The following is a 26,440-nucleotide window of genomic DNA, read 5'->3' as shown; positions in this document are numbered from 1 at the left end:
TATAGCACAAGGGGTGGGTTGGCGGGCCGGTCGCCCAACAGGACATGATCGTCCACACCGTGTTTACTTAGTCCACATTCGTTCGCCACCCGACGAGGTTGTTATCCATGCGCTTTGTTGATTTCAAGGCCAAGACGCCGCTTATCGGAATGTCGATGGTCTTTGGTGCCATGGCACTCGTCGCGGTTACCGCATACCTGCACGCAGGTTGGTATTCGATCATCGGCTACGCGATCGCCGCCGCGGTGGCGGCGTTCGGCTTCATCTTTACGTTTCGTGATATTCCGACACCACCACACACTCCGGGCCCGGATGATCCCGTGGGCTCGGAACCTGCCCCCGGCGGCTGACCCCCACAGCCAGCGACCGAACTGGGAAAGAGGCATCTGAGCGTTGAGAACCCCGTCGAGCCCGACCCATCCCGATGACATCGCTCTCGCGAGCGAAGATGCCGGCTATCACAAGAGCCTTAAGCCGCGCCAGCTACAGATGATCGCGATCGGCGGTGCGATTGGCACCGGCCTGTTTCTTGGCGCCGGTGGACGGCTGGCCAGCGCCGGTCCAGCACTGTTTCTGGTCTACGCGGTCTGTGGAGTGTTCGTCTTCCTGATCTTGCGGGCATTGGGTGAGCTCGTGCTGCACCGGCCGTCGTCGGGGTCGTTCGTCTCCTATGCGCGCGAATTCTTCGGCGAAAAGGCGGCCTATGTCGCGGGCTGGATGTATTTCCTGAACTGGGCGATGACCTCGATTGTCGACTCGACTGCGATCGCCACCTACTTCCATTTCTGGCGGGTTTTCGAGGGCATCCCGCAGTGGGCGCTGGCGTTGTTCGCGCTGGGTATCGCGTTGAGCATGAACCTGATCTCGGTGACCCTGTTCGGTGAGATCGAGTTCTGGGCGGCCCTGATCAAGGTGGTGTCGCTGCTGACCTTCCTGGTCGTGGGCACCATATTCCTGGCCGGCCGTTACCCCGTCGATGGTCATTCCACCGGTCTCGGCCTGCTCGCCCACGGCGGCGCACTCTTCCCGTATGGCGTGCTGCCCCTGGTCGTCGTCACCTCGGGCGTGGTCTTCGCCTATGCGGCGGTCGAGCTGGTTGGAACGGCAGCGGGGGAGACGGCGGAGCCGGAGAAGGTGATGCCGCGTGCCATCAACTCGGTGATCGCGCGTATTGCCCTGTTCTACGTTGGATCGTTGTTTTTGCTCGGCCTGTTGCTGCCCTACACCGACTACAAGGCCGGTGAGAGCCCGTTTGTCACCTTCTTCGACAAGATCGGGGTGACCGGCGCCGGCTCGATCATGAACGTAGTGGTGATGACCGCGGCGTTCTCCAGTCTCAACGCAGGTTTGTATTCGACCGGGCGCATCCTGCGCTCGATGGCGATGAACGGCAGTGCACCGAGTTTCACCGCACGGATGTCGCAACGAGGAGTCCCTTATGGCGGGATCTGTCTGACGGCCGCCATCGGCCTGATCGGGGTGTTGCTCAACGGCGTCGTTCCCGAGATGGCTTTCGAGATCGTCCTCAATATCGCGGCGCTGGGCATTCTCGCGTCCTGGGCGACCATTGTTTGCTGCCAGATTCAGCTGTTCCGCTGGTCGAAGCAGGGCATCGTGTACCGGCCGTCGTTTCGCATGTGGGGTGCGCCCTACACCGGTTATCTCACCTTGGTGTTTCTGGTCGCGGTGCTGGTTTTGATGGGGTTCTCCTACCCAATCGGCACCTGGACCGTAGCGACCCTGGGACTCATCATTCCGATGCTGATCGGCGGTTGGTTCCTGGTCCGCGACCAAGTGCTGGAGATTGCGCGCAGACGTATCGGCTATACCGGCGAGTTTCCCGTGGTCGCCAACCCAGGGCCGATGGACAAGAAATAGGGAGATCGGATCGCACCCGCCGGGCCCGATCGGGCGCGACGAGGCCGTGTTTGCTTGGTTATCTTGGTATAGCCTCGAGGTATGGTCACCCGCACCCCAACGCGTAATGCGGCGTCGCGACGGCGTCAGCGGGCCAGCGCGTCGGCCGCACAGCTGAGTTCTGCGGTGCACGCGGTGTTGGACGCGGCGCCCGCGTCGGTCAAAGCGGGCTTTGTCGAAGCAGTCGCGGCACGGGACACGGACGGTCTGGACGAATCGTTGTGGGGTAGTGCGCCAACCGCCAAGGAAATGAGCGGCGCTGCGCTGCAGGCATTGCAGGAAGACTTCGTCGCCCGCCGAGAATTGCTGACCATGTCGCTGTCGACGGCGGAGGTTGCCGAGTTGCTCGACATCTCCAGCCAGGCCGTGCTTGACCGGATCACCAGTGGCGACCTGATCGGTCTCAAGGACGGTCGCCAGTGGCGAATACCCATGTGGCAGCTCAACGCCGGGGCACAACGCGGCTTTCTGCCGGGAATCGCGCAACTGCGACACGCCTTTCCGGGGGGAATCGTCGCCTTGAGCAAGTGGGCCGCCACGCCGAATCCGGAACTGGGCGACATCACACCGGCTGATGCCCTGGTCGACGCGCGCATCGACGATGTGATCGCGGTGGTGGCGAAGTCGACCGCGGCGGCGTGGTAGCCGACCTCGGCGAACCGAATCGTCCGCTCTCAGGTGGTCGGGTCTGGACGTGGAAGTGGCCGGAAACGCTGAGCGCCCGCGGCTGGCAGTGGTGCCGGGTCTACCACCTGTCCACGCACACCCCGGACGCCATCACCCATCGCGCTTTCGGGCCGCTGCACCGCCTCGACCACCACACGCCGCCGGCAGCTCATCCGGCGATCTGTCCTGAGGGAAGATCTGTGCTCTACGTTGCCGGCACCCTGGCCACCGCGCTGGGCGAGGTCTTTGGTGACCTAGGAGAGGCCGCCGTCTGTCCCCGGTTTCGGGTCGGGCTGTTGCGTCCGCGCACCGAGATCGTGGTGCTGGATCTGCGATCCGAGGGCGCCGCGATGCGCATCGGCGCGTTGCCGTCGCTGGCCACCGGCGCCTATCCGCGGGTTCTCACTCAAGCCTGGGCACGGGCCATCTACGAAGATCAGCCGGCGCGCCGCCCGGTACACGGTGTCTACTACCACGCCGCGCACAGCAACGGTCGCGCGCTGGCGTTGTGGGACACCGACGGTGCTGTTGACCATGTGCGGATTCGCGCGCGCCAGCGCCAGGACTTCGCGCTGGCCGACGCGGCTATCTGGCCGCGGGTTCTGGTGGCCGCCGCCGAGCTCGCAATGACCGCCGCACGGGTCGATTCCTGCCCGTTGTGTGACATTTCGGCAACTTGACCAAACCGCGCGCGCGGTAGGCTCTGTGGCATCAGTGACGGCGTCGTTGAACCCCAAGAAGGACTTGCATTGCTTGCCGCGACGAGGACCATGATGGCGACGGCCGGTGCTGCCCGATGACCAACGACCCGGCCGAGATCTCCAGCCGCAAGCGCCGGCACATCGACGTGTGCCTCAACGACGATGTCAACTACGTCGGCGTGACGACCGGGCTCGAACGCTACCGCCTGCCCTTCAACGCACTGACCCAAACCAGCCTCGCCGACATCGACTTGTCGACCGAGTTTTTCGGCGTGCCATTGCGTGCCCCGGTCCTGATCGGCGCGATGACCGGCGGTGCCGAGCTGTCCGCGACGATCAACCGCAATTTGGCCACCGCCGCGCAGCGCCTCGGTATCGGAATGATGCTGGGCTCGCACCGGATCATGCTCGACGATGCCCGCGGGCAGCGGGCGGCGTCGAGTTTCGCGGTGCGTGAGGTAGCACCCGACGTGCTGTTGATCGGCAACATCGGTCTGGCTCAGTTGACCAAGGACGCGGTTGGGGCCGTGGCTGCCGCGCTGCGCCGGGTTGGTGCGAATGCACTTGCGGTGCACGCTAACTCACTGCAGGAAGCGATGCAGCACGGTGGTGATACCGACTTCTCCGGGTCACTGGGTCGGCTGCGCGACGCAGCCGACTTGCTGGACTATCCGTTGCTGCTCAAGGAGGTTGGCCACGGCATCGGGGCCGCGGCCGTCGCGCAACTGCTGCGGCTGCCCGGCGGGCTGCCGGTATCGGGTATCGACGTGGCCGGCGCCGGAGGAACCTCGTGGTCGCGGGTGGAGCAGTTGGCTCGCTACGGCGAGCTGCGCTACCCGGAACTGGCTGACTGGGGTATCCCCACCGCTGAGGCGATTGTCGAGGTGCGCCAAGCGTTGCCGGCTGTCCCGCTGGTCGCCTCCGGCGGCATCCGCACCGGAATGGATGCGGCCAAAGCGATCGCCCTGGGCGCCGATGTGGTCGCGATTGCTCGCCCGTTGCTTGCGCCGGCGATCGAATCCGCCACGGCGGTGCAGGATTGGTTGCAGCTGTTCCTCGACGAACTCCGAGTCTGCCTGCACTGTTGCGGCGCGCCGGATCTCACGTCGCTGCGCAACATCGGTGTGACAGCCATCCGGTAGCCGCGCGGTTTAGGAGTTTTCCGCCTGCGCCGGCGTTGTGCGGGCGCGCTCCGATTTCTGCGGGGGTGACTCGAAGAGCTCCTTTTCGAAGGTCGCCATCCCGTCCATCATCGCCGTGAGCACCCGGTGTGCGGCCCGCAGATCACGGTCGGACAGATCAGCCATCGCCTCGCGCATGTGGTCGCCGAGCGGCATGAAGAACTTGTGTGCGAGCTCCAGGCTGCTTTGCTCGAAGCGAAGGTGTGATTTGCGCCGGTCCTCGGGATCGGCTTCGCGGCGGATGTGCCCGGCATGGATCATCCGATCGGCAAGATAGGTGATCGCCGCGGCCGAGACGTCCAATCGCTGGCTGAGCTGGGCCGGTGTCACGGGTGTCCCCGCGGTCTCGGCGACCATGATGTACAGCAATGCCTGGAAGTCGCCGTGGCTGAGATCGTTGTGTCGGGCGTAGTAGCGGCCGACCCGGTCGGAATGAGCGGTGATGGCGCGCAGATCAGCCGATAACAGCCGCTCCAGCTCGGCTCGACTCGGCTGTCGATTCACAGCGACGCGCTTGGTCACCTGCCTGCATCCTTTTCGGGCGATAGAGCGACTAGCTTATCGCCCTTACCGCCGCGACCGGTGCACGTGGTCGTCGACGCGGCGATTGCTGTCGAATTTGCTGGAGTTGCCGCCGACGGCATCGTTGCTGCGGGCGGTTTGGCCTGCGGATCCGCCGCCAGCGCTGCGGCTGTGCCACCGTTCCAGTGGTTTGGGTGCCCACCAGTTCAATCCGCCAAACACATGCATGAACGCGGGCACCAGCAGTACCCGCACCAACGTGGCGTCGACCAGCACAGCAATCGTCAGATCCACCCCGAACATCCGCATGAAAGACACCTCTGCGGAAATCAGGCCGGCAAACGAGATCGACATCAGCAATGCCGCGGCGGTGATGACCCGGCCGGTATGGGCTAGGCCCAGGGCGATGCTCTCATCGTTGTCGGCACTTTCCCGAGGTGATGCAAGCCAGAATTCGCGGATGCGGGACAGCAGGAAGACTTCGTAATCCATCGACAAGCCGAAGGCGATGCAGAACATCAGCACCGGGATATTGGCGACCAACGTGCCGGTTGGGGTGGTACCCAGCGCACCCAGATGGCCGTCCTGAAAGATCCAGACCAGGGCGCCGAAAGCCGCTGTAAGCGAGAGCATTTTGAGTACCACCGCCTTGATCGGTAGCAGCACACTGCCGGTGAGCAAGAACAGCAGCACCAGTGTCACGATCGCGATGAAGCCGAACACCATGGGTAACCGCGAGGTAATCCCATTGACGGAGTCGCGGTTCATCTGTGCGACGCCGGTCATTTGCACCGCGGTGTCGCCGGGCAGCGCCACGGCGTGCAGACGATCCAGCTGGTTCGCCGAGGCCTTGGTGTACAGCGGCGCGGTGCTCTCCACGGTCAGATACGCGCTGCCGGCGGCCATCGCGGTCGGTGCGGAGGGCGGGCCCCGCAACTCTCCGGCAACGAAGGTGCCCGTCGGCGCCGAGACCGCCGACACATCGGATACCTCAGACAATTGGGCGGCGTAGTGATTGAGATCCGGTTTGGTCAGGCCGGCGGTGTCGGTGAGGACGACGGTGACTCTGCTCGCCGAGTTCGAGCTGAAATCGCTGCGGATTCGATCGCTGACCATGCGTGCCGACGCGGACGGCGGTAACACGCGGTCGTCCGGATAGCCCCACTTGATGTTGAGGAACGGGATTCCCAGCGCGATCAACAACACGATGATGGCCAGGCCGACCGGAATCGCTTGGCGGGTGACCAGTTTGGCCGTACGGTACCAGAAACTCTGCGCAACGGGCCGCGGCGGCGGTTCCGGACGCCCGAGCAGCCGCCGGCCCAGTTTCCAGACGTTGAGCGCGTCGAGCCGGTCGCCGAGCAGCACGATCACCGTTGGTGCGACCACCATCGCCGCCAGGGCCGAAAACGCCACGACCGCAACCCCCGCGTAGGCGAAGGACTTCAGGAAGTACATCGGGAACAGCGCCATCGCGACGAGCGAGAGCCCAACCGTTACCGCCGAGAACAGGACGGTGCGGCCGGCGGTTGACATTGTGCGAACCAGGGCCTCCTCGTGGCTGCGCCCCTCGCCCAGCTCGTCACGGTACCGGCTGATGATCAGCAGGGTGTAGTCGATCGCGAGGGCCATGCCCAGGGCAACCGTGACATTTAGCGCGAAGATCGACACGTCGGTCACCATCGCAACACCGCGCAGCACCGCGAGGGACCCCAGGATGGCGAATCCGCCCACGGCCACCGGTAGGGCCGCTGCCAGCAAGCCCCCGAACACCCACACCAGCGCGGCGAAACTGACCGGGACCGCGATGAACTCCATTCGCAGCAAGTCTTTCTCGGTCTGCTGGTTGACCTGTGCATAGACCATCGCGGACCCACCGGCCTGCACCGTCACCCCACCACGGTTGTGCGCCAACCGCTGCGCAAGCGCCTGTGCATGCCGGGGTGCGCTGTTTTCGTCGCCCTTGAGCGCCACCAGAGTCAGCGCCGATTTCCCGTCGGCGCTGACCATGTCCGGCGGCGGTTGCGGTGTGTCCCAAGGCGATGCCACCTGCGCCACGAAGGGTGATTGCGCGAGTTGCCGCGCGATATCGGTGCCGACGATGCGTGCCGGACCATCGCGGACACCGTCGTCCGAACTCACCAGCAGCACCATCTCCATGTCGCCTCGATGGAACTTGTCGGCGAGCACCGCCGCGGCACGCGCGGATTCCGCTGATGGATCCAGAAATCCCCCGGCCGCCAAGCTATTTGCCGCCGGGATGCCGAAGATGGCGGTGCCGACCATGACCAGGATTACCACCGCGATGACCCGGCGTGGTGCGGTGAGGGAGAGTCGGGCCATTCTGGTCAACATGTCTTGTCCTCGAAGCTGTGCTTCTCGTGGTTGCCTGCCTGGCTCGGCGGTGCGGGCTCACCGGGTTCCCGTTGTCGCTCCCACAGCAGTAGAACGGCAGCGACCATCGCGAAGCCGAACAGGAAGTCTTCAATCGGGATGTCGAACGGGAACCGCAGGCCGGTGATCTGCCGCTCGTCGTAGCTGACGATGGGAGCGCTGAGCTTGGTGAGCCAGCCGTCGACCGGAACCTGAAAGACCAGCACTATCAACATCGATAGCCAGTACGCGGGGCGCCGGAACAACCCGGTCCGTAGTACCAATAGCTCCAGGGCGCCGACGCCAGCCACGGCCAGCACGGCCGGCAGGGTGTACCCCAACCCGGTCATCGTCGGCGGACCCGCTCGAGAATGGTGCTGACCGCGTTGAGGGTCAACAGGGCGCAGATGGGGATCACCAGAAAGAACAGCACCTCTTCGATCGGGACCCGAAACGGGATGTCCAGCCCGCTGATGTAGCGCGGATCGTAAGTCCACACCCGGGCGGCCACGGCCAACTCGTCCCAGAACAGGAATGCCGCGGCCACCGGTAGCACCGACCGCAGTAGCCTTCGCGGGCGCCGATATACGCCGGCGCCGAACACTTCCAGCGGCGCGGTGATTGCCAGGCATGCGACCAGCACCAGCAGGTATTGCCAGCGGTCGGTCATGCGGCACCGTATTCGGAGCGATCGGGGATGGCGCCGCTGGTTCGGGCGCGCCACGCTCGTATCAATCCGGCACCGGCCACCCGCAGACGGCGGGCGGTCTGGACGGTGGCGCGCCGGCCGAACACCGCGAAGTCGTCGTCTTCGATGCGGCCCAGGATTTCCGAATACAGCGTCAAAGCCGTCGCGACGCAAGGCCGCGACCGCGGCGCCAGCAGTTGGATCCCGGCGGCGGCGAACCGGTAGGTCTCTCTGGTGATCTCGTGTTGGGCGGCCAGAGCTTCGCGTACCCGGCCATCGCTGCGCTGGTTGTGGTGACACCACATCAGCACATCCCGATCAACCCCATATGCGGCGAGTTCGTCGGCGGGCAGATAGACGCGGTTGCGGGCCAGGTCCTCGTCGACGTCGCGAATGAAGTTGGTGAGCTGAAATGCGCGTCCTAGGGCGGCCGCGTAGGGTATGGCCTCTTGCGCCGGAACGACGGTGCCCAAGATCGGGAGTAACTGTAAGCCAATGGCTTCCGCTGAACTGCGCATGTAGGTGTTGAGCGCATCCCGGTCGGGGTAGTCGGTGATGGTGAGGTCCATGCGCATCGATTCCAGAAAATCTTCGAACAGATCGGCGCCGATGCCGTAGCGGCGTGCGGTGTGGCTGACCGCGGCAAGCACCGGGTTGTCGGGATGGTCTGCGCCGGAAAAGAACTGCTGCGCCAGCTGCTGCAGTCGCCGGGCGCGGGTGTCAGTGTCCAGCAGCGGATCGAAGGAGTCCAGAATGTCGTCGGCGTACCGGGCGAAACCGTACAAGGCGTGTACGGGTGGTCGCTGATCCGGTGCCAGCAGTCTGGTGGCCAAAAAGAAGGTACGCTCGCTGGCGGCGTTGATTCGGCGGCTTTGCTGATAGGCCTCGCGCAACCGGGGATCACCGATCCCGGCGGCGTCCAATTCACTGCGAATCATGACAACTGTGCTTTCAGGTCGAGGTGTCGGATTGATCGGTTGGTGTTTCCCGTTATGCGGTCGGCGGCCAGCCGCCCGGAGATCAACGTCGTCGGAACGCCCACACCCGGAACCGTCGACGATCCCGCCAGCACCGCGTTGTCGATGCCGCGCACCGTGCTGGCCGGGCGGAAGGGGCCGGTTTTGCCGAACGTATGCGCCAGCGCGAACGGAGTACCTGCCGCCATGCCCTGCCGGGCCCAGTCCAGGGGGGTGACGACGTCGAGTAGTTCCACGCTGTCGCGAAGGTCCGGAAGCAGCCGGGAGGCGACGGTGTCGATCATGGATTGCGCGTAGCTAGCACCGGCACTGTCCCAATCGACCCGGCCCGCGGTCAGGTTGGGCGCCGGCGCGAGTAGATAGAGCAGATCTCGGCCTGGCGGTGCGAGGGCGGGATCGCCCGCGGTCGGTCGGGTGACCAACAACGATGGATCCCGCATCAGCCGGCCGTCGCGAATGATGTCGGTGAACGTCTGTTCCCATGCCTGTCCGAAAAGAATCGTGTGATGGGCCGCCGGCTAACCCGTAATCGTGGCGCTGCGGCAGCCGGCGTGCACGACGACCGCCGACGGTGCCGCCTGTAACCGGCGAAGCCGGCGGGGGGTTCGGCCCAATAGTCGGTATGTGGTGGGTAACTCGGTGGTCAACACCACTGCATCGCAGGCAATGCGCTCACCCTTGTCGGCGCGGACAGCGGTTATCCGCGCGCCGTCGCGCTCGAGTTCGCTTACCTGCGAACCGTAATGAAACTGCACGCCGGCGCAGGCCGCGGCGGCCGCCAGCGCGTCAGGCAGGGCACGAACCCCGCCGCGCGGAAAGAACACCCCCGATATGGTGTCCATATAGGCGATAACGGCATAGGCCGCCAGCGCATCCTGCGGCGCCACCCCGGCATAGAGGGACTGGAAGGTGAACACGCGACGCAGCCTCGGGTCGGTGATGTGGCGCTTGACCATGCTGTCCCAGTTGCGAAATCCACCGGCAGCCGCCAGTCGCGCCAGCTGCGGGGTGAGCAGTGATAGGGGCGAGTCGAAGTTCGAGGCAATGAAGCCCGGCGAATTCGATTCGGTATAGCCGGGTCAACCAATCGCGCAGCTGAAGATAACCGGTAGCTTGCTCACGACCGGCGAAGTTGTCGATCGCCGCCACCATCCGATCCGCGTCGCAGTGCACATCGATCGAACTTCCGTCGGCGAACATGGCGGTGTAGGCCGGATCGACGGGAAGCAATTCCAGCCGATCCGAGATCGTCTCACCCACGGCCGCAAAGACCTCGTCGATAAGGTCGGTCATGGTGAGAACAGTTGGGCCGGTATCGATTCGGTATCCATTGATGTCGAGTCGGCCGGCGCGTCCACCCGGCCAAGCCTCGCGTTCAACGACCGTGACGGCGCGGCCGCGGCCCGCCAGGTGCAGCGCCGTGGCCAACCCCGCTAGTCCCGCACCGATCACCACCACGTGATCGGCAGTGCCTTCAATGGTTCGCATCGCGGGTCCCTACTTTGCGTGATCTCACGTGCTGCGCTGCACGCAGGCTGCTGCCAGATCGCCCAGCGCGGCTCGGGTTTGCTGACCGATCGTCATGTCGGCCAATAGTGTTCGAACGCGATCGACACGGCGGTCGATCATGTCCTCGATTCGCTGCGCAGCTCCGGTCGCGGTGACCAGTCGTTTACAGTGATCAACCGCCGCGTCGTCGAGCTCAGCCCGATTCATCAGCTCGCGAAGCTGCCGACGCGTCGGCGGATCGGCCATCTCGTAGGCGGCGACCACGACGCTGGTTGCCTTGCGTTCGCGGAGATCGTCGCCACTGGGTTTGCCGGTGATCGCCGGTGTGCCAAACACTCCCAGCATGTCGTCGCGCAGTTGGAACGCTTCTCCGACGGCGTCGCCGTATCGCGCGAGCTGTTCCAGCGTGCGCTCATCGCAATCGGCCATCGCGGCTCCCATCTCGAGTGGCCGGCGCACCTTGTAGTTACCCGACTTGCGCCGCGCCACGTCCAAGACGGCATCCAGCGTCGGCAGGTTGCGGATATCGTTGGACAGGTCGCAAAGCTGGCCCACCGCGAGTTCGATGCGCATGGCGTCGTAGCGGGGCCATACCTGCCGGAGACGGCGGTCCTCGACTCCGCTTTCCCGCAGCATCTGCTCGGCCCAGACCAGGCAGATGTCTCCGAGCAGTACGGCCGCCGATTCGCCGAAACGTGCTGCGGCCCCGGATAGCCCGCGCCGCTGGTGGCACCGGGCCAGCCGGACATGGACAGCTGGACTGCCTCGTCGTTGCGGGGATTGGTCCATCACGTCGTCCTGCAGGAGTGCAAAGGCGTGCAGCAGCTCCAGGCTTGCCGCGGCCGATAATGCCGCATTGTTGGGACCGGCGCCGCACAACCAGCCCAGGTACATGAAGGTCGATCTCAAGCATTTGGCCTCGGAGACAAACCGCAGAAGTATGTCGCCGGCGACCTCCCACCCCGACCCGCCAAGCGCGCTGGCGTTGCGGTCGGAGACGAAGTCGGCGACCTGGGCTAGTGCCGCGGTGCGCAGCCGTGAGCGCCAATCTGCGTCGCCGAGGGTGACCGCGTCGCGGGTGGACGCCAGTCGCCCGGAATCGGGTGAATCGACGGCTGTGGCCAAGGACAGGGTTGGTCGTTGTCTGGTCGACACCATTTCGTCAGGTCCGCTCAGCCGTTGGCCGCGGGCGCTAGAAGACACCGGCGCACACCCCCCTCGTAGGTGCAGAGAGTCTCGGGTTCATCTCTGATTGGCTATTTTGCTGCTCCCAGGCTAACCAACATGCTTCATTCATTTAATGATTAACTAATTGAAGTTCTTCTGAGGTTTGGCTGGCGCTGGCGGCGCCGAGCTGGCCCTCGGCGTGAACCGAACGTCTGATAGACAGGTATGCCGGTAGCCGCGGCGCGATGCGCCAGGTTCGAGCTGGTGCCGGCGGGTTAGGTTTCCAGCGCACGGATGCCGGCCAGGGCGGGGCTGCCGACAGTGGTGTGGCATGCCGATCGAGGAGAGTGACGCGACGCGTCAAGGGGGGTGCCGATGTCGTTTCTAGCTCGTATTCGTGACATGGATGCCACCGCCTGGCGGTCGGCCACTTGGTCGGCGCCGGTGGTCATTCAATTCTGTTTGCTGTTGTTGCTTGCCGCCATGTGGCTGTTGGGGAATTGGGCATTTCCGACGGAAAGCGGGCGAAGCGAACGTACGCTGCTGCTGACCGCGACGGCCCTGGCGACGCTCGCTTCGCTGGGGGCCGGTGCGGTGTTGCTCAACTCGAGTTCCTCGCAGCGGCGCGGTCTGCCTAGGGCGTGTCTGCTTAATGTGAATGGTGTTTTGGCTGATGCGGTTTGGGTGATGCGGACGCATGCGATTTCTGATGATTTGTGGTCGCTGATCGTGGCGGTGTTGCCTGCGGGGCGGCGGCGTGGCCGGCCGTGGAACGATCATCGACGTACTCTGGAGGGCATTATCTGGCGTTACCGTACGTGATCTCCGTGGTGTGACCTGCCCGAGCACTTCGGTCCCTGGCAATCGGTGGCCGAGAGGCATCTACGCTGGTCGGTCGATGGCATCTACGCGCGGATCTTCGCGGCGATCGCCTCTGACCTCGACGCCGAGGACGCCGACCTGGGCGCACTGTTGTCGGTCGATTCGACCAGTGTGCGCGCCCACCAACACGCAGCCGGAGCGCCCCGGGCGCCGCACAGGGGGATCTGTCGAATTACAAGAAATATCTCGATGAGCCCGATGACCACGCCATTGGGCATTCCCGCGGCGGGCTGACTACCAAGATCCACGCCTTGACCGACCAGCTGTGCAGTCCGGTCACCCTGGCACTGTCGGCCGGTCAAGCCGGTGATAATCCGATGCTTTGGCCATTGCTGGCCGCCCGGTGCAGCAACTCATACGCCCCGTTTCACCTGCTGGCGGACAAGGCGTACTCCCATGACTCGACGCGGGCACAGCTGCGCCGGCTCAAGATCGCCCATACCATCCCCGAGCGCAGCGACCAGATCACCCGCCGCAAAGCCAAAGGCCGCAACAGAGGACGGCCTCCGGGGTTCTCAGGCCGAATCTACAAGCACCGCAACACCGTCGAGCGAAGCTTCAACCGGCTCAAACACTGGCGCGCGGTCGCCACCTGCTACGACAAATACGCCCTGACCTACCTCAGCGGTGCCACCCTGGCCGCCATCATCACCTACCACCGCGTCCGCAATTAGCAGACAGGACCTAGGCGTCACCGGCGCCGCCGCGGTTGTCCTGATCGGTAGCATCGCCTTCGCCTTCTTGGTGTTGCGTTGACCGCGGCGACCGGCCGTTATGGACCGATCAGCTTCGCGGTGGCGCTGGCCCACATCCTGGTGGTGGAGTTCGTGGCCTGGCTCTGTGTTCTCTCAGTTCCGCCGCTGGCGGTCTTCGTACTCCTGGTGTCGCTGACCTACCTGTCGATTTCCCCCGTTGTTGCCAAGAGCCCAGGCAAACTAGGCCAGGTTGGGCGGGGAATGTTGATTGGCACCGTGGCGGCGCCGCTGTCGCTTGCGATCCTTATCGCGGCCATTCTGGTGGCTCGTCTCTTCCCGGCCGGTTAGCGCCCGCGACCGGTGTCGTTCAGTGGCGCACGCTGGCGGTAGGGGCCGGGCCGTCGCCGCAAGTTTTGCCATTGAGCTGACAATTCGCCGGCGCCGAATACGTGCTCGTCTGGGCGGCCTGGAAACCGACGGTGCCCGAGCTGCCGGGGGCGATGGTGGTGTTGTAGGACTCCGGTGTCAGGACGTAGTGGGTGCCGGTCTTGGAGAGTTTGCTGCTCCACGCTCGGGTGACAGATTCGTCTGCGGGCAGATCGAATTCGAGCTTCCAGCCATCCAGGGCTGTGGATCCGGTATTGGCGATTTCGTAGTTGGCGACAAAGCCGGTATTCCATTGTGAAATCACCGCCAGTGTTGCCGCCGCATCGTCGGCGGACGGGGGAGGCGGCGCGCTGGCCGGCGCTAGGTCCGGCGCACTGGTGCAGGACTCGCCGTTGAGCACACAGTTCTGTGGGGCCGAGAAATCGCCGTCCAGCGTGGCCTGAAAGCCAATGCTGATGGAGTGCTCCGCCGCGATGGTGCGGTTGTACTCTTCGGGTGTCAGGACGTAATGCGTTCCCGATTGGGCCAGCTTGCTGCTCCACGAATTTGTCACAGATTCTTCGGCGGGCAGGTCGAATTCGAGCTTCCAGTCCGCCAACTCGGTCGCGCCGGGATTGGCGATCCGGTAGTTGGCGACGAAGCCGGTGTCCCATTGTGACGTCACCGCCAGCGTGGCGGTTATCGCTGCCGCGTGTGCGGTGGGGGCGGCGAGAAAAGCGGAGCAGGCCAGGACAAATGCCGCGACGGCAGCGTGAAGCGCGGGGCGCCGGTGGCGCTCGTTGCGATTCTCGTCGGACACCGCGCCAACGGTATAGTTCGATTAGCAACATATGTAATGGCGGTGTTTGAAAGCTGCGGTATCTTCGCCCAACCGAAACCCCGACGAAATCTTGCGCCGTTGTTGGCTGGCCGGTGGCGTGCGATGTCCGTTGGCTCGAAGACACTCGATCCAAGAGTTTTCGGTGACTTTCTGCTCTTGTCCCCCGTGATGGCTGGTTGAGGATTGAATGGTGGTGTCGACAGCTCGACCGCCGATCGACAACTCCGCTGACGCGCCCAACATGTCGACATTCCCGGCCCGCTCAACAATCACAAGGAGAAAGAGATGAACGCGATAGCGCACCGGCAGCACGCGGGGCACGACCATTCGCATGGCGACGGTTGCGGACATGTCGCGATTCCGCATGGTGATCACGTCGACTATCTGCACGACGGTCATCTGCACCGGCGCCACGGCGATCACTTTGACGAATGTGAACCCGCCGACGGCCACTGCGTGCATGACGGGCACGATCACACTCACGGCGATGGCTGCGGCCACGTCGCCGTTCCCCACGGCGATCACGTCGACTACATCCATGACGGATGCCGGCATACCGCCCACGATGGGCACTACGACGAACATTGATCGGCCGCTGATCGCCGAACACCGTCGGCGATAAACGTGAGAACGGGCTGACCCGACGTAGCCTCGGTGCGGTGAGTAGTATTGCCGATGCACTCCATAGCGGCCCATTGCGAAGGGTTGGCGCCGCCGCTGCCCTCGTCGCCTGCGGTGTGGCCTGCGGTATCACCGCCGCGCCGTCGGGTGTGTGGACGAGTCCCGACGGGTCATCGATCCCATCGCCTCCGGTGGTCACCTCGGTCGTGCGAGCCGTCGCGACAACGGCCAGCGTGCCGGCCGGGTCCGTCCCGCCCGTCAGTGCCGCCGCGGCTGCGGCCGGCCTTGTCGATGTGCGCAGTGTCGTTCCCGACGCCATCATCGACCTGCGCTACGCGACCACCAATAACTTCACCCGCACGCAGCTGTATCCCGCCAATGCCCGATGTCTGGTGCACGAATCGATGGCGCCGGGGTTGACGGCCGCCGCGGCGGCGCTGCGCCCGCAAGGGCAGGCGCTGGTGTTCTGGGACTGCTACCGACCGCACGATGTCCAGGTCAAGATGTTCCAGGTGGTCCCGAACCCGGCCTGGTTGGCGCGTCCGGGCCAATACGCCCGCAGCCACGAGGCGGGTCGCTCGGTTGACGTGACCTATGCCAGCGTGTCGCCACAATGCCCGTCCCAGCGGCAGATCAGCGGAATCTGCCTGGCCGACATGGGCACCGACTTCGATGACTTCTCGGCGTGGGCCAAGGCATTCGCCACCGAAGGGGTGAGTGAGGCGGACCAAGCCGGCCGTAAACGGCTGCGCGACGCGATGAACTACGGCGGGTTGAGCGTGTACTCCGGTGAGTGGTGGCACTTCGATGGCTCGGGGGCGGGGGTCGACCGGCCGATCCTCAATGCTCCGGTCGACTGACTGTCTCATATAGTGAGATGTCTGTCTCACTTTTTGATTTGGGCGGGTAGGCTCCGGTTCATGAACGACGAACGCCGAGCCGTCTATACCCATGGGCATCACGAGTCGGTGCTGCGTGGGCACCGTCAGCGCACGGTGGCCAACTCCGCCGGCTACCTATCGCCGCATCTTCGTGCGGGGTTGTCCGTGCTCGACATCGGTTGCGGCCCTGGGACTATCACCGTCGACCTCGCGGCGCGCGTGGTGCCCGCTACGGTGACGGCGGTAGAGCCCACCGATGCGGCGCTGAACCTGGCCCGTGCCGAGGCGCAGCGATGCGACGTGTCCAATGTCGCGTTCGTGACCTCCGATGTGCATGCCCTGGACTTTCCCGATGACGTGTTCGACGTAGTCCATGCCCACCAGGTGTTGCAGCACGTGGCCGATCCGGTGCAGGCACTGCGGGAGATGAAGCGCGTCTGTGCGCCCGGCGGGCTGGTCGCCGCGCGTGACGCCGACTACGCGGGGTTCATCTGGTACCCGCAACTTCCGGCCTTGGACCATTGGCTACAGCTCTATCAGCGGGCGGCGCGCGCCAACGGCGGTGAGCCCGATGACGGCCGGCGGCTGCTGTCGTGGGCCCGTCAGGCGGGCTTTGCCGACATCACGCCGACCGGCAGCATGTGGTGCTACGCGACCGACGAGATGCGTGCCTGGTGGGGCGGAATTTGGGCCGATCGGATTCTGCGTTCGGATCTGTCTGCCCAACTGCTGGGTTCCGGGATGGCCAGTGCCGCAGATCTGGAGGCGATTTCGCAGGCTTGGCGGGACTGGGCCGCGGCACCGGATGGTTGGTTAGGGATTCCCAACGGCGAAATTCTCTGCCGGGTGTAGCCGCCGCGCCCCGTCGAAGCCGCGCACCCCGGCCGGCTCTGGAACCCCTCTCGCTCCGAGCCTGTTTATGCTGGTCAACTGGGTGGTATTAGCATTCTATTTTTTTGCAAGTACGTTATTCATCGATGGATGATGTGACCCAGACTGCATTGGGTATCCCAGTTGCGCCGGTCTACGGCCCTGGGGACCGCACGGCGGAGCCGCCTCCTCCGGGGGAGTATCCTTTCACTCGCGGTAACTTCGCGTCGGGATACCGGGGCAAGTTGTGGACGTTTCGGCAGTACTCCGGGTTCGGCACCGCCGAGGAGTCCAACCGTCGCTACCGCTATCTGCTGGACCAGGGCGGGACCGGGTTATCGGTGGCGCTCGACCTGCCCACCCAATGCGGATTCGACTCCGACGACCCAGACGTCGCCGAGGAAGTCGGCCGCGTTGGCGTCGCGGTCGACACCCTGGCCGACGCCGAAATCCTGTTCGAGGACATCCCAGTGGACAAGATTAGCACCAGTTTCACCATCAATGGCACGTCGGCGATTCTGCTGGCGTTCTACGTGGCCGCCGCCGAGCGAAAGGGAGTTCCGCGCGCCAAGCTCACCGGGACGATCCAGAACGACATCCTCAAGGAGTACGCGTCGCGCGGGACCTGGATCTGGCCGCCGGAGCCCTCGCTGCGGCTGATCGCCGACACGATCGAGTTCTGTGCGGCCGAGGTCCCGAAATTCAACGCCATATCGGTGGCGGGAGCCCATTTTCGTGACGCCAGGGCCACCGCGGTACAGGAGATGGCATTCACCCTCGCCGACGGAATCACCTACTGCGACAACGTCGTTGCGCGCGGTCGGATGTCCATCGATCAGTTCGCCCCACAGATCTCGTTCTTCTTCTACACCCACGGCGACTTTTTCGAGGAGATCGCCAAATACCCTGCGGGACGACGGCGCTGGGCGACGCTGGTGCGCGAGCGATACGGCGCCAAGACGGACAAAGCGGCGATGTTCCGGTTCGGCTGCGTGTGCGGCGGCGCGTCGCTGTATGCACCGCAAGCGCAGAACAACCTGATCCGCGTCGCTTACGAGGCGATGGCCGCGGTGTTGGGCGGGGTGCAGTCGATGTTCACTGCGGCCTGGGACGAGCCGTTTGCCCTGCCGACCGAGGAGTCCACCACTTTGGCGCTGCGCACCCAGCAGATCCTGGCCTATGAAAGCGGCGTGACCCGCGTCGCCGACCCGCTTGGCGGCTCCTACTTCGTAGAGGCGCTCACCGATGCCACCGAGGCTCGGATCATCGAGATCATGGACGACCTGCAGCGACACGGCGGGATGGTCAGCGCCATCGAGGATGGATATCTGCAGGGCCTGATCGCCGACGAGGCCTTCCGAATGCACAAGGACGTCGAAGCGAGCGTTCGACCCGTCGTGGGGGTCAACAGGTTTGTCTCCGGGGACGCCGAACCCGACATCGTCACCTACGAACTCGACGCCGAAGGCCGTGACCTTCAGCTCAAGCGGCTCGCCAAGGTCAAGGCTGAAAGAGACAGCGACGCGGTGCAGTCCAGCCTCGCCGCGCTCGCGCGAGGCGCCGAAGGAGCCGACAATCTGATGCACAGGCTGATCGACTGCGCCAACGCATACTGCAAGGTCGGTGAAATGGTCCGCGCCCTCAAGGCGGTGTGGGGTGAATTCCAGCAACCGGTGGTGTTCTAGATGGCCGCCCGGATCCTGGTCGCCAAGCCCGGTCTCGACGATCATGACCGCGGCGCCAAGATCGTGGCCCGCACGCTGCGCGACGCCGGCTTCGAGGTGATCTACACCGGCATCCGGCAACGTATCGAAGACATCGCCTCGATCGCCGTTCAAGAAGATGTGGCCGTGGTCGGCTTGAGCATTTTGTCGGGTGCCCATCTGGCGCTGACCGCACGCACCATCGAGGCCCTGCGCGACGCCGATGCCGCCGACATCGCCGTCGTCGTCGGCGGGACCATCCCGCACTCCGACGTGCCCACGCTGCTGGCCGCCGGTGCGGCGGCGGTGTTTCCTACCGGAACACCGCTGGATGACCTGGTGCGCGACATCCGCGCGCTGACCGGCGCCGCGCCCACCGCACCGCAACCGTCCATGGAGGAACCGTGCGTGTCGGAGTGATGATCGGCCCCGAGCGCGGGGATTCGGGCCGCAAGGTGGGCCGGATGCTGGCCGATATCGACTGGGCGGAAACAGCCGGCTTGGATAGCGCGTGGATTCCCCAGATTCCCAATGACTTTGACGCACTGATCGCCGTGACCCTGATGGGAACGCGGAGCAGCCGCATCGAGCTGGGTACCGCCGTTGTGCCCCTGCAGACGCAGCACCCGATCGCGTTGGCCCGGCAAGCTCTGTCGGTGCATGCGGCCACCGGTGGTCGCCTGGTGCTGGGCGTCTGGACCGTCGCACCATTGGATCGTCGACGACATGCTCGGGCTGCCCTACCAGCGGCCCGCCGCCTACACCCGGGACTACCTCGAGGTCCTGGCCGCGGCCTTGGCCAACCCCGGGCTCGTCGACGTGGAGAACGACAGCTTCCGGGTGCACAACCCGCTGTATCTGGCCGCGGTGGCGCCCCTGCCGGTGCTGGTCGCTGCGCTCGGGCCGGTGATGTTGACCCTGGCCGGCGAGCGAGCGGACGGCACCGTGCTGTGGATGGCCGACGAACGTGCGGTGGCCGAGCATGTGGTGCCCAGAATCTCCAAGGCCGCTGACAATGCCGGTCGCCCGGCTCCGCGCATCGTTGCCGGCATCCCCGTTTGCCTTTGCGGCTCTAGTGAAGTCGAGGTAGCGCGTGATCGCGCCAACCGGATTCTGGGGGAGGCCGAGGTTTCGCCGAACTATCAACGACTGCTCGGATACGGCGATGCCAGAGATGTCGGTGATATCTGTGCGGCCGGCGACGAGGACGCGATCCTGGCTCGATTCCGTCGATTCGCCGAGGCCGGCGTGACCGATCTGTCGGTGCGGCTGCTGCCGATCGGCGACAATCGTGAAGAGCTGGTTGCCTCCAAGCGTCGCACCCGAGACATGATTGCCACGCTGGCGACGGAGGTGCGGTGACCGCCGCGGGCCCGCTGACCGGCATTCGGGTCATCGAGGTCGGTACCATGCTGGCCGGCCCGTACGCCACATTGCTGCTCGCCGACCTCGGCGCCGAGGTCGTCAAGATCGAACCGCCCGGCGGTGAGATCTCACGCACGGTCGGTGAGAGCTACTTCGCCAGCCTCAACCGCAACAAGTCCGGCCTCTGTCTGGATCTGAATTCCGAAGTGGGACAGCACCGGCTCGCCGAGCTGGCGGCCGAATCTGATGCGCTGGTGGTCAACCCGCGACCGTCGTCGATCCGCCGACTGGGGTTGACCTACGAAGCGCTGCGGCGGTTCAACGAACGCATCGTTTGCGTGGCGATCACCGGTTATGGGTTGCATGGCGGCGACGATCCGGCCTTCGACTACGTGATCCAGGCCGCCGCCGGAAGTGCCGCGCTGACCGGTGAACCCGGCGGTCCGCCGACCCTGCCCGGGTATTCCTCGGCGGACAACTCCACCGGGATGTGTGCAGCGCTTGGGTTGTTGGCGGCGATCATCTCGGGCCGTGGCGGGCAGGTGGACGTGTCGCTGTTCGACGTCATGGTCTCCCAGCTGAACTACCACGCCGCCGCGTACCTCAACGACGGCACCGAGCCACAGCGCAGGCCGCACGTCGCTCACCCGTATTACGTTCCCGCGCAGCTATTTCCGACTGCCGACGGCTACCTCGGGCTGTTCGTCACACATGACGGCTTCTGGAAGGCCTTTGCGGCCGAGGCCGGCATCGATGGATTCGAGACCATGGCGGAGCGAGCGTCCCGGCGTGCGGAGGTGCTCACCGTGGTCGCCTCAGCGTTGGCGACCGACACCGCCGCCGGTTGGGAGCGACGGCTGCGGCCGCTGGGGGTGCCCGCGGCAGCCGTTCGGACGCTGCCCGAGGCCCTCGCGGAGAATCCCCAAGTGATCGTGCGCGCAGGCGAATTGCGCCTCGTCGGTAATCCGATTCGGGTTTCCGGCTATCGGCCCGAATACCGGCCGGCGCCGCTCCTGGGCGAACACTGCCGATAGCGGCACGCCGATCCTGGTGCTGCGCGGGTCTACTCGTAGCGCACCGTGATCGGTGCGGTATCGGGTATGCCCTGACAGGTCAAGATGTAGCCGTCGGCCACCTCGCTGTCGTCAAGCGCGTCGTTGACCAGCATTGTCGCGCTGCCCTCCGTGAGTCGGGCCAGGCAGGTCCCGCAGTTGCCGGCCTCGCAGTTGAACGGCGGGTCCAGCCCCGCTCGTCGTGCGCTTTCCAGCAGGGTCTCGCCATGCACCAGCGGCACCGATGCCCGCCTACGGGCGAGGTAGATCGTCACCATGCCCGGTTCCGCCATGACCGCCCTTCCTGCGCCCCCACTGATGCACTTGCGTTTTTCCATGTTGCGAATACTATTCTCATAAGAAGATAGGGTATTCTCAGGCTGTCGTGACCGCCGGGAAGGACGAGACGTGACCGAGCCGGCCGCGCTCGTGTTCGAGGATCGGGGCTTTAGCCTGCCCGGGCTGGGGGCGATGGCCGACGGCCTGGCCGCGGCACTACGCAAGCAAGGCGTCGTCGCGGGCGATCGGGTGGCGGTGATGTCGTCCAACCGGCCGGAGTTTGTCGCCGTGCTGAACGCCATCTGGTGTCTGGGCGCCTCGGCGGTGCTCATCAGCCCCGCCTGGAAGCGCGCCGAGGTGGATCATGCCCTCGCCCTGACCGGCCCCGCCCATGCCGCGGGGGATCACCCGGTGCTGGCCGGTCTGATGCCGATGCTGCACCTGGACGAGCCGATCACTCCCGCGGCACCGCTACCGGGCCCGCCGCGCCGCGCTGGCGATGCGCTGTTGGTGTTCAGCTCGGGCACCACCGGCCTGCCCAAGGCGGTCCGGCACACCCACGCGTCGCTGAACGCGGCCATTGGCCACTGGCGTGACGCGCTGGGGCTGACCGAGCGCGATCGCATTCAGATCGTCACGCCGCCCTCGCACATCCTTGGCTTGCTCAACATCGTCACCGCGTTGCGGACCGGCGTTCGGGTGCGTCTGCATCGCCGGTTCGACATCGACCAGATGCTGGCACACATCGAAAGCGACCGGATTACCGTGGAAATGGCGGTTGCCCCATAGCTTTGGCGATGGCGTCGCATCCCAACCTCGAGTCCTACGATTTGTCGTCGCTGAGGTTCATCATGTGGGGCGCCACGCCGGTGAGTGCGGGCATCGCCGAGACGGTGACGAACCGGACCGGCATTGGCTGGATGCCCGCCTACGGCACCACCGAGTTACCCGTGATCGCCTGCAGCCCGCTGCAGGGTGCCCGGCTCGACGCCGTCGGACGTGTGCTGCCGGGCGTGGACCTGCGGGTGGTATCGACCGAAACCGGTGAGCGGGTGGGCCCCGGTGAGGTCGGCGAAATCCAGGCGCGATCGCATTCACTGATGGCGGGCTATCTGCCGGCGGCCGCCACGGCCGAGGTCATGTCGCAGGGGCGGTATCGGACCGGAGACATCGGCTTACTGGATTCCGCCGGCTGGCTGCGCATCACCGACCGGCTCAAGGAGATGATCAAGGTTCGCGGTTTCCAGGTTGCCCCCGCCGAGATCGAGGCGGTTCTGCACGGTCATCCCGCGGTCCGGGATTGTGCGGTATTCGGGGTGCCGGACGGAGCCAACGGCGAAGCAGTAGTTGCCGCTGTCGCGGCCCGAACACCCGTCGACGACGCCGAGCTACGCGCCCGGGTGGCCGCCACGCTCGCGTCTTACAAGCGGCTCTCGCGGATCGTCTTCGTGCCGGATATCCCTCGACTGCCCTCCGGAAAGGTCTTGCGCCGAGCGCTCAAGAAGCTCTATGGGTGTCCGTCTGACAGCTGAACAACGGCAACTGCGTGACTCGGCGGCGAAAATGGCCGACGATCTCGGTCCGGCAGCTGTGCAGGATCTGGCCGACGAAGCCCGAATCGCCAAGCTGGATAGGCAGATCGAGGCGGCCGGGTGGAGAGCGTTAAGTTCCGACGGCGCCTCCGGTGTCGAGGTCGCGATTGTGGCAGAAGAATTCGGGCGCGGGCTCGCCGATGCGCCATTCCTGGGCCCCGTGCTCGCCGATGACCTGGCCCGGCAACTGAACTCAGACTCCGGGCGTGCGACGACGGGCGTCGGCGGCCGGGCGATAGATGCGCGCGGACATCGGCGCGCACTGGTGCTCTCGGGTACCGCCGTGCTGTCCGCAGATCTGGATGTTGCGGGAGCGGGCGTGGACCTGACGCGACTGGACGCGGGGTTGCTGGGACAGCCGGTCGCGGTCGGTGAGGTATCCGCCGATGCCGCGCAGCGCTGGTATGCACTGGCTTTGGTCGCCACCACCGCAGACCTGGTCGGAGACGCCCGCGGCGCGCACGCCCTCGCCTGTGACTACGCGAAGATTCGCGAGCAGTACGGCAAAGCGATCGGGTCCCATCAAGCGATCGCTCATCTGCTGGCGGAGAACCTGGCGTCGATCGAGGGTTCGGTGAGCGTGCTGCGCCATGCCGCTTGGGCGTTGGACGAACTCGAGCCGGCGCAAGCCGTGCAGGCCGCCCGGATGGCAAAGGTTTACTGCGCGCGTGCCAGTCGAACCGTCTGCGAAACCGCGGTACAGGTGCACGGTGGCATCGGCAATACCTCGGACTGCCTGGTGCACGTTTACCTGCGCCGGGCGTTGACATCAACCGAGTTGTGGCCGGTGAGCTTGCAGGAGGTCGGTCGTGGACTTTCGTGATTCACCGCAGGAGGCGGTCTTCCGGCAACGCCTGCGAAACTGGCTTTCGGTAAACGCCGATGACTTTCGCGGATCGGGGGACCAATATTGGGCCCGGCAGGCGCACTGGCACCAGGCCCTCTACCGCGAGGGATTCTTCGGGCTGTCGTGGCCACGCGAATACGGGGGCAGGGAGCTGGCACCGGTCTATGACGTGATCGTCGACGAAGAGTTGGCCCGTGCCGGTGCGCCACCGCGCCCCAGCGTCGGTACCTGGTCTTCGGCATCGGCCGACACGGCAGCGACGCACTGCGGCAACGGTTTCTGCCCGGCATCATCGACGGGACCGAGCGCTGGTGTCAGGGGTTCAGTGAGCCCGGTGCGGGTTCGGACCTGGCCGCGCTGACCACCACCGCCACTCGTGTCGGTGACGATTATGTGGTGCATGGTCACAAGATCTGGACCAGTTACTCCGACGTGGCCGACTGGTGTCTGCTGCTGGCCCGAACCGAACCCGGTGCTAGCCGGCACCGAGGCTTGTCGGCATTTGTGGTCGACATGAAACAGCCTGGTGTGCAGCAACGTCCGTTGCGGATGATGAACGGAGTCACCAAGGAGTTCGGCCAGGTGTTCTTCGACGGCGCCACGGTGGCGGCCGACCGGATGGTCGGCGCCCCAGGGGATGGCTGGGCGGTGGCGATGACCGTGGTCGGGCACGAACGTGAACCGTCGACCCTCGGCTACGCCGCCCGCTACAACAAGCTCGTCGCAGAGCTGTTGGCGCGCAACCATGCCCAGGGGCATCCGGTCAGCGACGAGCTTGCCTGGGCCGCGGTCCAAGCCGAGATGCTGACTCATCACGTGCGGCGCCGGTTGTCCGAACAGCTCGACGGGGTGTTGCACGGACCCGAAGGCTCGCTGGACAAATTGCTGATGACGTGGGTGGAACAGTCTGTCGGGCATGCCGCGCTGGGCATTGGTGGCACGCATGATCCCGAGCTGTTCGGCGCCTACCTGTACAGCCGTGCGCAAAGCGTGATGGGAGGCACTTCACAGATACAGAAGAACATTATCGCATCGCGCATCTTGGGACTGGGAGTCTGACATGTATGACATGCCAACAGAAATCGACGTTCGCGCCGAGGGGGCGCTGCGCATCATCACCCTGAACCGGCCCGATGCGCTCAATGCGGTCAACGACAATCTGCATGTTGGGCTCGCAGGGCTGTGGCGGCGGTTGAGCGAGGATCGCAGCGCGCGCGGCGGTGCTCACGGGCGCCGGGCGAGCCTTCTCGGCCGGCGGCGATTTCGCATATCTGGCCGAACTCGCCCAAGACGCCGACCTGCTGGCGAAGACCATCGCGCATGGCCGAGACATCGTGCTGGGCATGGCCCGCTGCCGGGTGCCGGTGGTGGCGGCGGTCAACGGCCCGGCGGTGGGGCTCGGCTGCAGCCTGGTCGCCCTGAGCGACATCGTCTACATCGCGCCGGATGCCTATCTTGCCGACCCACATGTGCAAGTGGTTCTGGTCGCCGCCGACGGCGGTCCGTTGACCTGGCCATTGCACATCAGCCTGATGCTGGCCAAGGAATACGCGTTGACCGGTCAGCGGATTGCCGCGCAGCGCGCCGTCGAGCTCGGCCTGGCCAACCATGTGGCCGCCGATCCGGTGGCCGAGGCGGTGGCGTGCGCCCAGCGGATCATGAAATTGCCTCAGCAGGCGGTCGAAAGCACCAAACGGGTGCTCAATATTCACCTCGAGCGGGCCGTGCTCGCCAGTCTGGACTACGCGCTGTCGGCCGAGCACCAGTCGTTCACCACCGAGGACTTCCGCTCAATCGTGACCAGGTTGACCGCTCCGAAGGGCTAGGTCCTGTCTGCTAATTGCGGACGCGGTGGTAGGTGATGATGGCGGCCAGGGTGGCACCGCCGAGGTAGGTCAGGGCGTATTTGTCGTAGCAGGTGGCGACCGCGCGCCAGTGTTTGAGCCGGTTGAAGCTTCGCTCGACGGTGTTGCGGTGCTTGTAGATTCGGCCTGAGAACCCCGGAGGCCGTCCTCTGTTGCGGCCTTTGGCTTTGCGGCGGGTGATCTGGTCGCTGCGCTCGGGGATGGTATGGGCGATCTTGAGCCGGCGCAGCTGTGCCCGCGTCGAGTCATGGGAGTACGCCTTGTCCGCCAGCAGGTGAAACGGGGCGTATGAGTTGCTGCACCGGGCGGCCAGCAGTGGCCAAAGCATCGGATTATCACCGGCTTGACCGGCCGACAGTGCCAGGGTGACCGGACTGCACAGCTGGTCGGTCAAGGCGTGGATCTTGGTAGTCAGCCCGCCGCGGGAACGCCCAATGGCGTGGTCATCGGGCTCATCGAGATATTTCTTGTAATTCGACAGATCCCCTGTGCGGCGCCCGGCGCGCTCCGGCTGCGTGTTGGTGGGCGCGCACACTGGTCGAATCGACCGACAACAGTGCGCCCAGGTCGGCGTCCTCGGCGTCGAGGTCAGAGGCGATCGCCGCGAAGATCCGCGCGTAGATGCCATCGACCGACCAGCGTAGATGCCTCTCGGCCACCGATTGCCAGGGACCGAAGTGCTCGGGCAGGTCACGCCACGGAGATCCCGTACGGTAACGCCAGATAATGCCCTCCAGAGTACGTCGATGATCGTTCCACGGCCGGCCACGCCGCCGCCCCGCAGGCAACACCGCCACGATCAGCGACCACAAATCATCAGAAATCGCATGCGTCCGCATCACCCAAACAGCATCAGCCAAAACACCATTCACATTAAGTA

21 protein-coding genes and 9 pseudogenes are annotated in these 26,440 nt (G+C 65.2%); 19 read left to right on the top strand and 11 right to left on the bottom strand.

The window, feature by feature from the left end; genetic code table 11:
* The first annotated feature begins 107 nt into the window (after nucleotides 1–107).
* The 5 genes from G6N41_RS26100 (at nucleotide 108) to fni (ending at nucleotide 4,426) form a co-directional block, all read left to right on the top strand.
* Nucleotides 108–350, top strand: a complete 243-nt coding sequence (locus G6N41_RS26100) for a hypothetical protein (RefSeq protein WP_198966086.1) — start codon at nucleotides 108–110, stop codon at nucleotides 348–350.
* A 43-nt stretch (nucleotides 351–393) separates the two neighbouring features.
* Nucleotides 394–1,878 (top strand): amino acid permease, encoded by a 1,485-nt coding sequence (locus tag G6N41_RS26095; RefSeq protein WP_198966085.1) that lies wholly within the window; start codon nucleotides 394–396, stop codon nucleotides 1,876–1,878.
* Between the two features lie 81 nt (nucleotides 1,879–1,959).
* On the top strand, nucleotides 1,960–2,562 hold the full coding sequence (locus tag G6N41_RS26090; RefSeq protein ID WP_198966084.1) for a helix-turn-helix domain-containing protein: 603 nt from the start codon (nucleotides 1,960–1,962) through the stop codon (nucleotides 2,560–2,562).
* A complete protein-coding gene (locus G6N41_RS26085; protein ID WP_198966083.1) occupies nucleotides 2,556–3,263 on the top strand; it encodes an RES family NAD+ phosphorylase in 708 nt (235 codons plus the stop codon). Before G6N41_RS26090 ends, G6N41_RS26085 begins: the two co-directional genes overlap by 7 nt.
* Nucleotides 3,264–3,379: 116 nt before the next feature.
* The gene (fni, locus tag G6N41_RS26080; protein ID WP_198966082.1) at nucleotides 3,380–4,426 is read left to right on the top strand and encodes a type 2 isopentenyl-diphosphate Delta-isomerase; all 1,047 of its coding nucleotides are present in this window, start codon (nucleotides 3,380–3,382) and stop codon (nucleotides 4,424–4,426) included.
* Between the two features lie 9 nt (nucleotides 4,427–4,435).
* Here the strand turns inward: fni and G6N41_RS26075 are convergent, their stop codons facing one another.
* The 7 genes and pseudogenes from G6N41_RS26075 to G6N41_RS26045 all read right to left on the bottom strand — a co-directional run bounded on the left by G6N41_RS26075 (nucleotide 4,436) and on the right by G6N41_RS26045 (nucleotide 11,737).
* Nucleotides 4,436–4,987, bottom strand: coding sequence for a MarR family winged helix-turn-helix transcriptional regulator (locus G6N41_RS26075; RefSeq protein WP_198966081.1), 552 nt, complete (start codon nucleotides 4,985–4,987; stop codon nucleotides 4,436–4,438).
* Nucleotides 4,988–5,032: 45 nt separating this feature from the next.
* The gene (locus G6N41_RS26070; RefSeq protein WP_198966080.1) at nucleotides 5,033–7,342 is read right to left on the bottom strand and encodes an MMPL family transporter; all 2,310 of its coding nucleotides are present in this window, start codon (nucleotides 7,340–7,342) and stop codon (nucleotides 5,033–5,035) included.
* Complete coding sequence (locus G6N41_RS26065) at nucleotides 7,336–7,710, bottom strand: lycopene cyclase domain-containing protein (RefSeq protein WP_198966079.1); 375 nt, start codon at nucleotides 7,708–7,710, stop codon at nucleotides 7,336–7,338. The genes G6N41_RS26070 and G6N41_RS26065 overlap by 7 nt, the downstream gene beginning before the upstream one ends.
* Nucleotides 7,707–8,030 (bottom strand): lycopene cyclase domain-containing protein, encoded by a 324-nt coding sequence (locus G6N41_RS26060; RefSeq protein WP_198966078.1) that lies wholly within the window; start codon nucleotides 8,028–8,030, stop codon nucleotides 7,707–7,709. The genes G6N41_RS26065 and G6N41_RS26060 overlap by 4 nt, the downstream gene beginning before the upstream one ends.
* On the bottom strand, nucleotides 8,027–8,986 hold the full coding sequence (locus tag G6N41_RS26055) for a phytoene/squalene synthase family protein (protein WP_198966077.1): 960 nt from the start codon (nucleotides 8,984–8,986) through the stop codon (nucleotides 8,027–8,029). The genes G6N41_RS26060 and G6N41_RS26055 overlap by 4 nt, the downstream gene beginning before the upstream one ends.
* Nucleotides 8,983–10,513: pseudogene (gene crtI / locus G6N41_RS26050) on the bottom strand (phytoene desaturase family protein). The gene G6N41_RS26055 and the pseudogene crtI overlap by 4 nt, the downstream one beginning before the upstream one ends.
* A 24-nt stretch (nucleotides 10,514–10,537) precedes the next feature.
* Nucleotides 10,538–11,737, bottom strand: coding sequence for a polyprenyl synthetase family protein (locus G6N41_RS26045; protein WP_198966076.1), 1,200 nt, complete (start codon nucleotides 11,735–11,737; stop codon nucleotides 10,538–10,540).
* A gap of 648 nt (nucleotides 11,738–12,385) precedes the next feature.
* Between G6N41_RS26045 and G6N41_RS26035 the strand changes: the two are divergent.
* The 3 genes and pseudogenes from G6N41_RS26035 (at nucleotide 12,386) to G6N41_RS26030 (ending at nucleotide 13,626) form a co-directional block, all read left to right on the top strand.
* Nucleotides 12,386–13,257 (top strand): annotated as a pseudogene (locus G6N41_RS26035) (IS5 family transposase).
* Nucleotides 13,211–13,339, top strand: a complete 129-nt coding sequence (locus tag G6N41_RS29670) for a hypothetical protein (RefSeq protein WP_259593337.1) — start codon at nucleotides 13,211–13,213, stop codon at nucleotides 13,337–13,339. Before G6N41_RS26035 ends, G6N41_RS29670 begins: the two are co-directional and overlap by 47 nt.
* Nucleotides 13,336–13,626 carry a hypothetical protein gene (locus G6N41_RS26030; protein ID WP_198966075.1) on the top strand — a complete coding sequence of 97 codons (291 nt, stop codon included), beginning with the start codon at nucleotides 13,336–13,338 and terminating at the stop codon, nucleotides 13,624–13,626. The genes G6N41_RS29670 and G6N41_RS26030 overlap by 4 nt, the downstream gene beginning before the upstream one ends.
* Nucleotides 13,627–13,645: 19 nt before the next feature.
* Here the strand turns inward: G6N41_RS26030 and G6N41_RS29295 are convergent.
* Nucleotides 13,646–13,972, bottom strand: a pseudogene (locus G6N41_RS29295) (cellulose binding domain-containing protein); the annotation flags it as partial.
* Nucleotides 13,973–14,050: 78 nt separating this feature from the next.
* Nucleotides 14,051–14,464 (bottom strand): annotated as a pseudogene (locus G6N41_RS29290) (cellulose-binding domain-containing protein); the annotation flags it as partial.
* A 306-nt stretch (nucleotides 14,465–14,770) separates the two neighbouring features.
* On the opposite strand from G6N41_RS29290, the gene G6N41_RS29285 reads away from it, so the two are divergent.
* The 7 genes and pseudogenes from G6N41_RS29285 to G6N41_RS25990 all read left to right on the top strand — a co-directional run bounded on the left by G6N41_RS29285 (nucleotide 14,771) and on the right by G6N41_RS25990 (nucleotide 20,959).
* Nucleotides 14,771–15,073 (top strand): hypothetical protein, encoded by a 303-nt coding sequence (locus tag G6N41_RS29285; RefSeq protein WP_231608716.1) that lies wholly within the window; start codon nucleotides 14,771–14,773, stop codon nucleotides 15,071–15,073.
* Between the two features lie 107 nt (nucleotides 15,074–15,180).
* Nucleotides 15,181–15,966: a M15 family metallopeptidase gene (locus tag G6N41_RS26015; protein ID WP_407663704.1), complete on the top strand. Its 786-nt coding sequence runs from the start codon at nucleotides 15,181–15,183 to the stop codon at nucleotides 15,964–15,966.
* Between the two features lie 60 nt (nucleotides 15,967–16,026).
* Nucleotides 16,027–16,839, top strand: coding sequence for a class I SAM-dependent methyltransferase (locus G6N41_RS26010; RefSeq protein ID WP_198966072.1), 813 nt, complete (start codon nucleotides 16,027–16,029; stop codon nucleotides 16,837–16,839).
* Nucleotides 16,840–16,964: 125 nt separating this feature from the next.
* Nucleotides 16,965–18,542: a methylmalonyl-CoA mutase family protein gene (locus tag G6N41_RS26005; protein ID WP_198966071.1), complete on the top strand. Its 1,578-nt coding sequence runs from the start codon at nucleotides 16,965–16,967 to the stop codon at nucleotides 18,540–18,542.
* Nucleotides 18,543–18,980, top strand: a complete 438-nt coding sequence (locus tag G6N41_RS26000) for a cobalamin B12-binding domain-containing protein (RefSeq protein WP_198966070.1) — start codon at nucleotides 18,543–18,545, stop codon at nucleotides 18,978–18,980.
* Nucleotides 18,965–19,922: pseudogene (locus tag G6N41_RS25995) on the top strand (TIGR03564 family F420-dependent LLM class oxidoreductase). The gene G6N41_RS26000 and the pseudogene G6N41_RS25995 overlap by 16 nt, the downstream one beginning before the upstream one ends.
* Nucleotides 19,923–19,969: 47 nt before the next feature.
* Nucleotides 19,970–20,959: a CaiB/BaiF CoA transferase family protein gene (locus G6N41_RS25990; RefSeq protein WP_231609052.1), complete on the top strand. Its 990-nt coding sequence runs from the start codon at nucleotides 19,970–19,972 to the stop codon at nucleotides 20,957–20,959.
* Between the two features lie 29 nt (nucleotides 20,960–20,988).
* Here the strand turns inward: G6N41_RS25990 and G6N41_RS25985 are convergent, their stop codons facing one another.
* On the bottom strand, nucleotides 20,989–21,270 hold the full coding sequence (locus G6N41_RS25985) for a 2Fe-2S iron-sulfur cluster-binding protein (protein WP_198966068.1): 282 nt from the start codon (nucleotides 21,268–21,270) through the stop codon (nucleotides 20,989–20,991).
* A 115-nt stretch (nucleotides 21,271–21,385) separates the two neighbouring features.
* Between G6N41_RS25985 and G6N41_RS25980 the strand changes: the two are divergent.
* From G6N41_RS25980 to G6N41_RS25965, 4 genes and pseudogenes are all read left to right on the top strand, one after another.
* Nucleotides 21,386–22,788: pseudogene (locus G6N41_RS25980) on the top strand (class I adenylate-forming enzyme family protein).
* Complete coding sequence (locus G6N41_RS25975) at nucleotides 22,766–23,671, top strand: acyl-CoA dehydrogenase family protein (protein ID WP_198966067.1); 906 nt, start codon at nucleotides 22,766–22,768, stop codon at nucleotides 23,669–23,671. The pseudogene G6N41_RS25980 and the gene G6N41_RS25975 overlap by 23 nt, the downstream one beginning before the upstream one ends.
* Nucleotides 23,658–24,754 (top strand): annotated as a pseudogene (locus G6N41_RS25970) (acyl-CoA dehydrogenase family protein). Before G6N41_RS25975 ends, G6N41_RS25970 begins: the two are co-directional and overlap by 14 nt.
* A gap of 1 nt (nucleotide 24,755) precedes the next feature.
* Nucleotides 24,756–25,521 (top strand): annotated as a pseudogene (locus G6N41_RS25965) (enoyl-CoA hydratase/isomerase family protein).
* Between the two features lie 10 nt (nucleotides 25,522–25,531).
* Here the strand turns inward: G6N41_RS25965 and G6N41_RS25960 are convergent.
* Nucleotides 25,532–26,402: pseudogene (locus tag G6N41_RS25960) on the bottom strand (IS5 family transposase).
* Nucleotides 26,403–26,440 lie beyond the last annotated feature (38 nt).

Origin of the sequence: Mycobacterium shottsii, assembly GCF_010728525.1 — a bacterium.
GTDB lineage: Bacteria > Actinomycetota > Actinomycetes > Mycobacteriales > Mycobacteriaceae > Mycobacterium > Mycobacterium marinum.
This window is presented reverse-complemented; position numbering and strand designations above follow the sequence as displayed.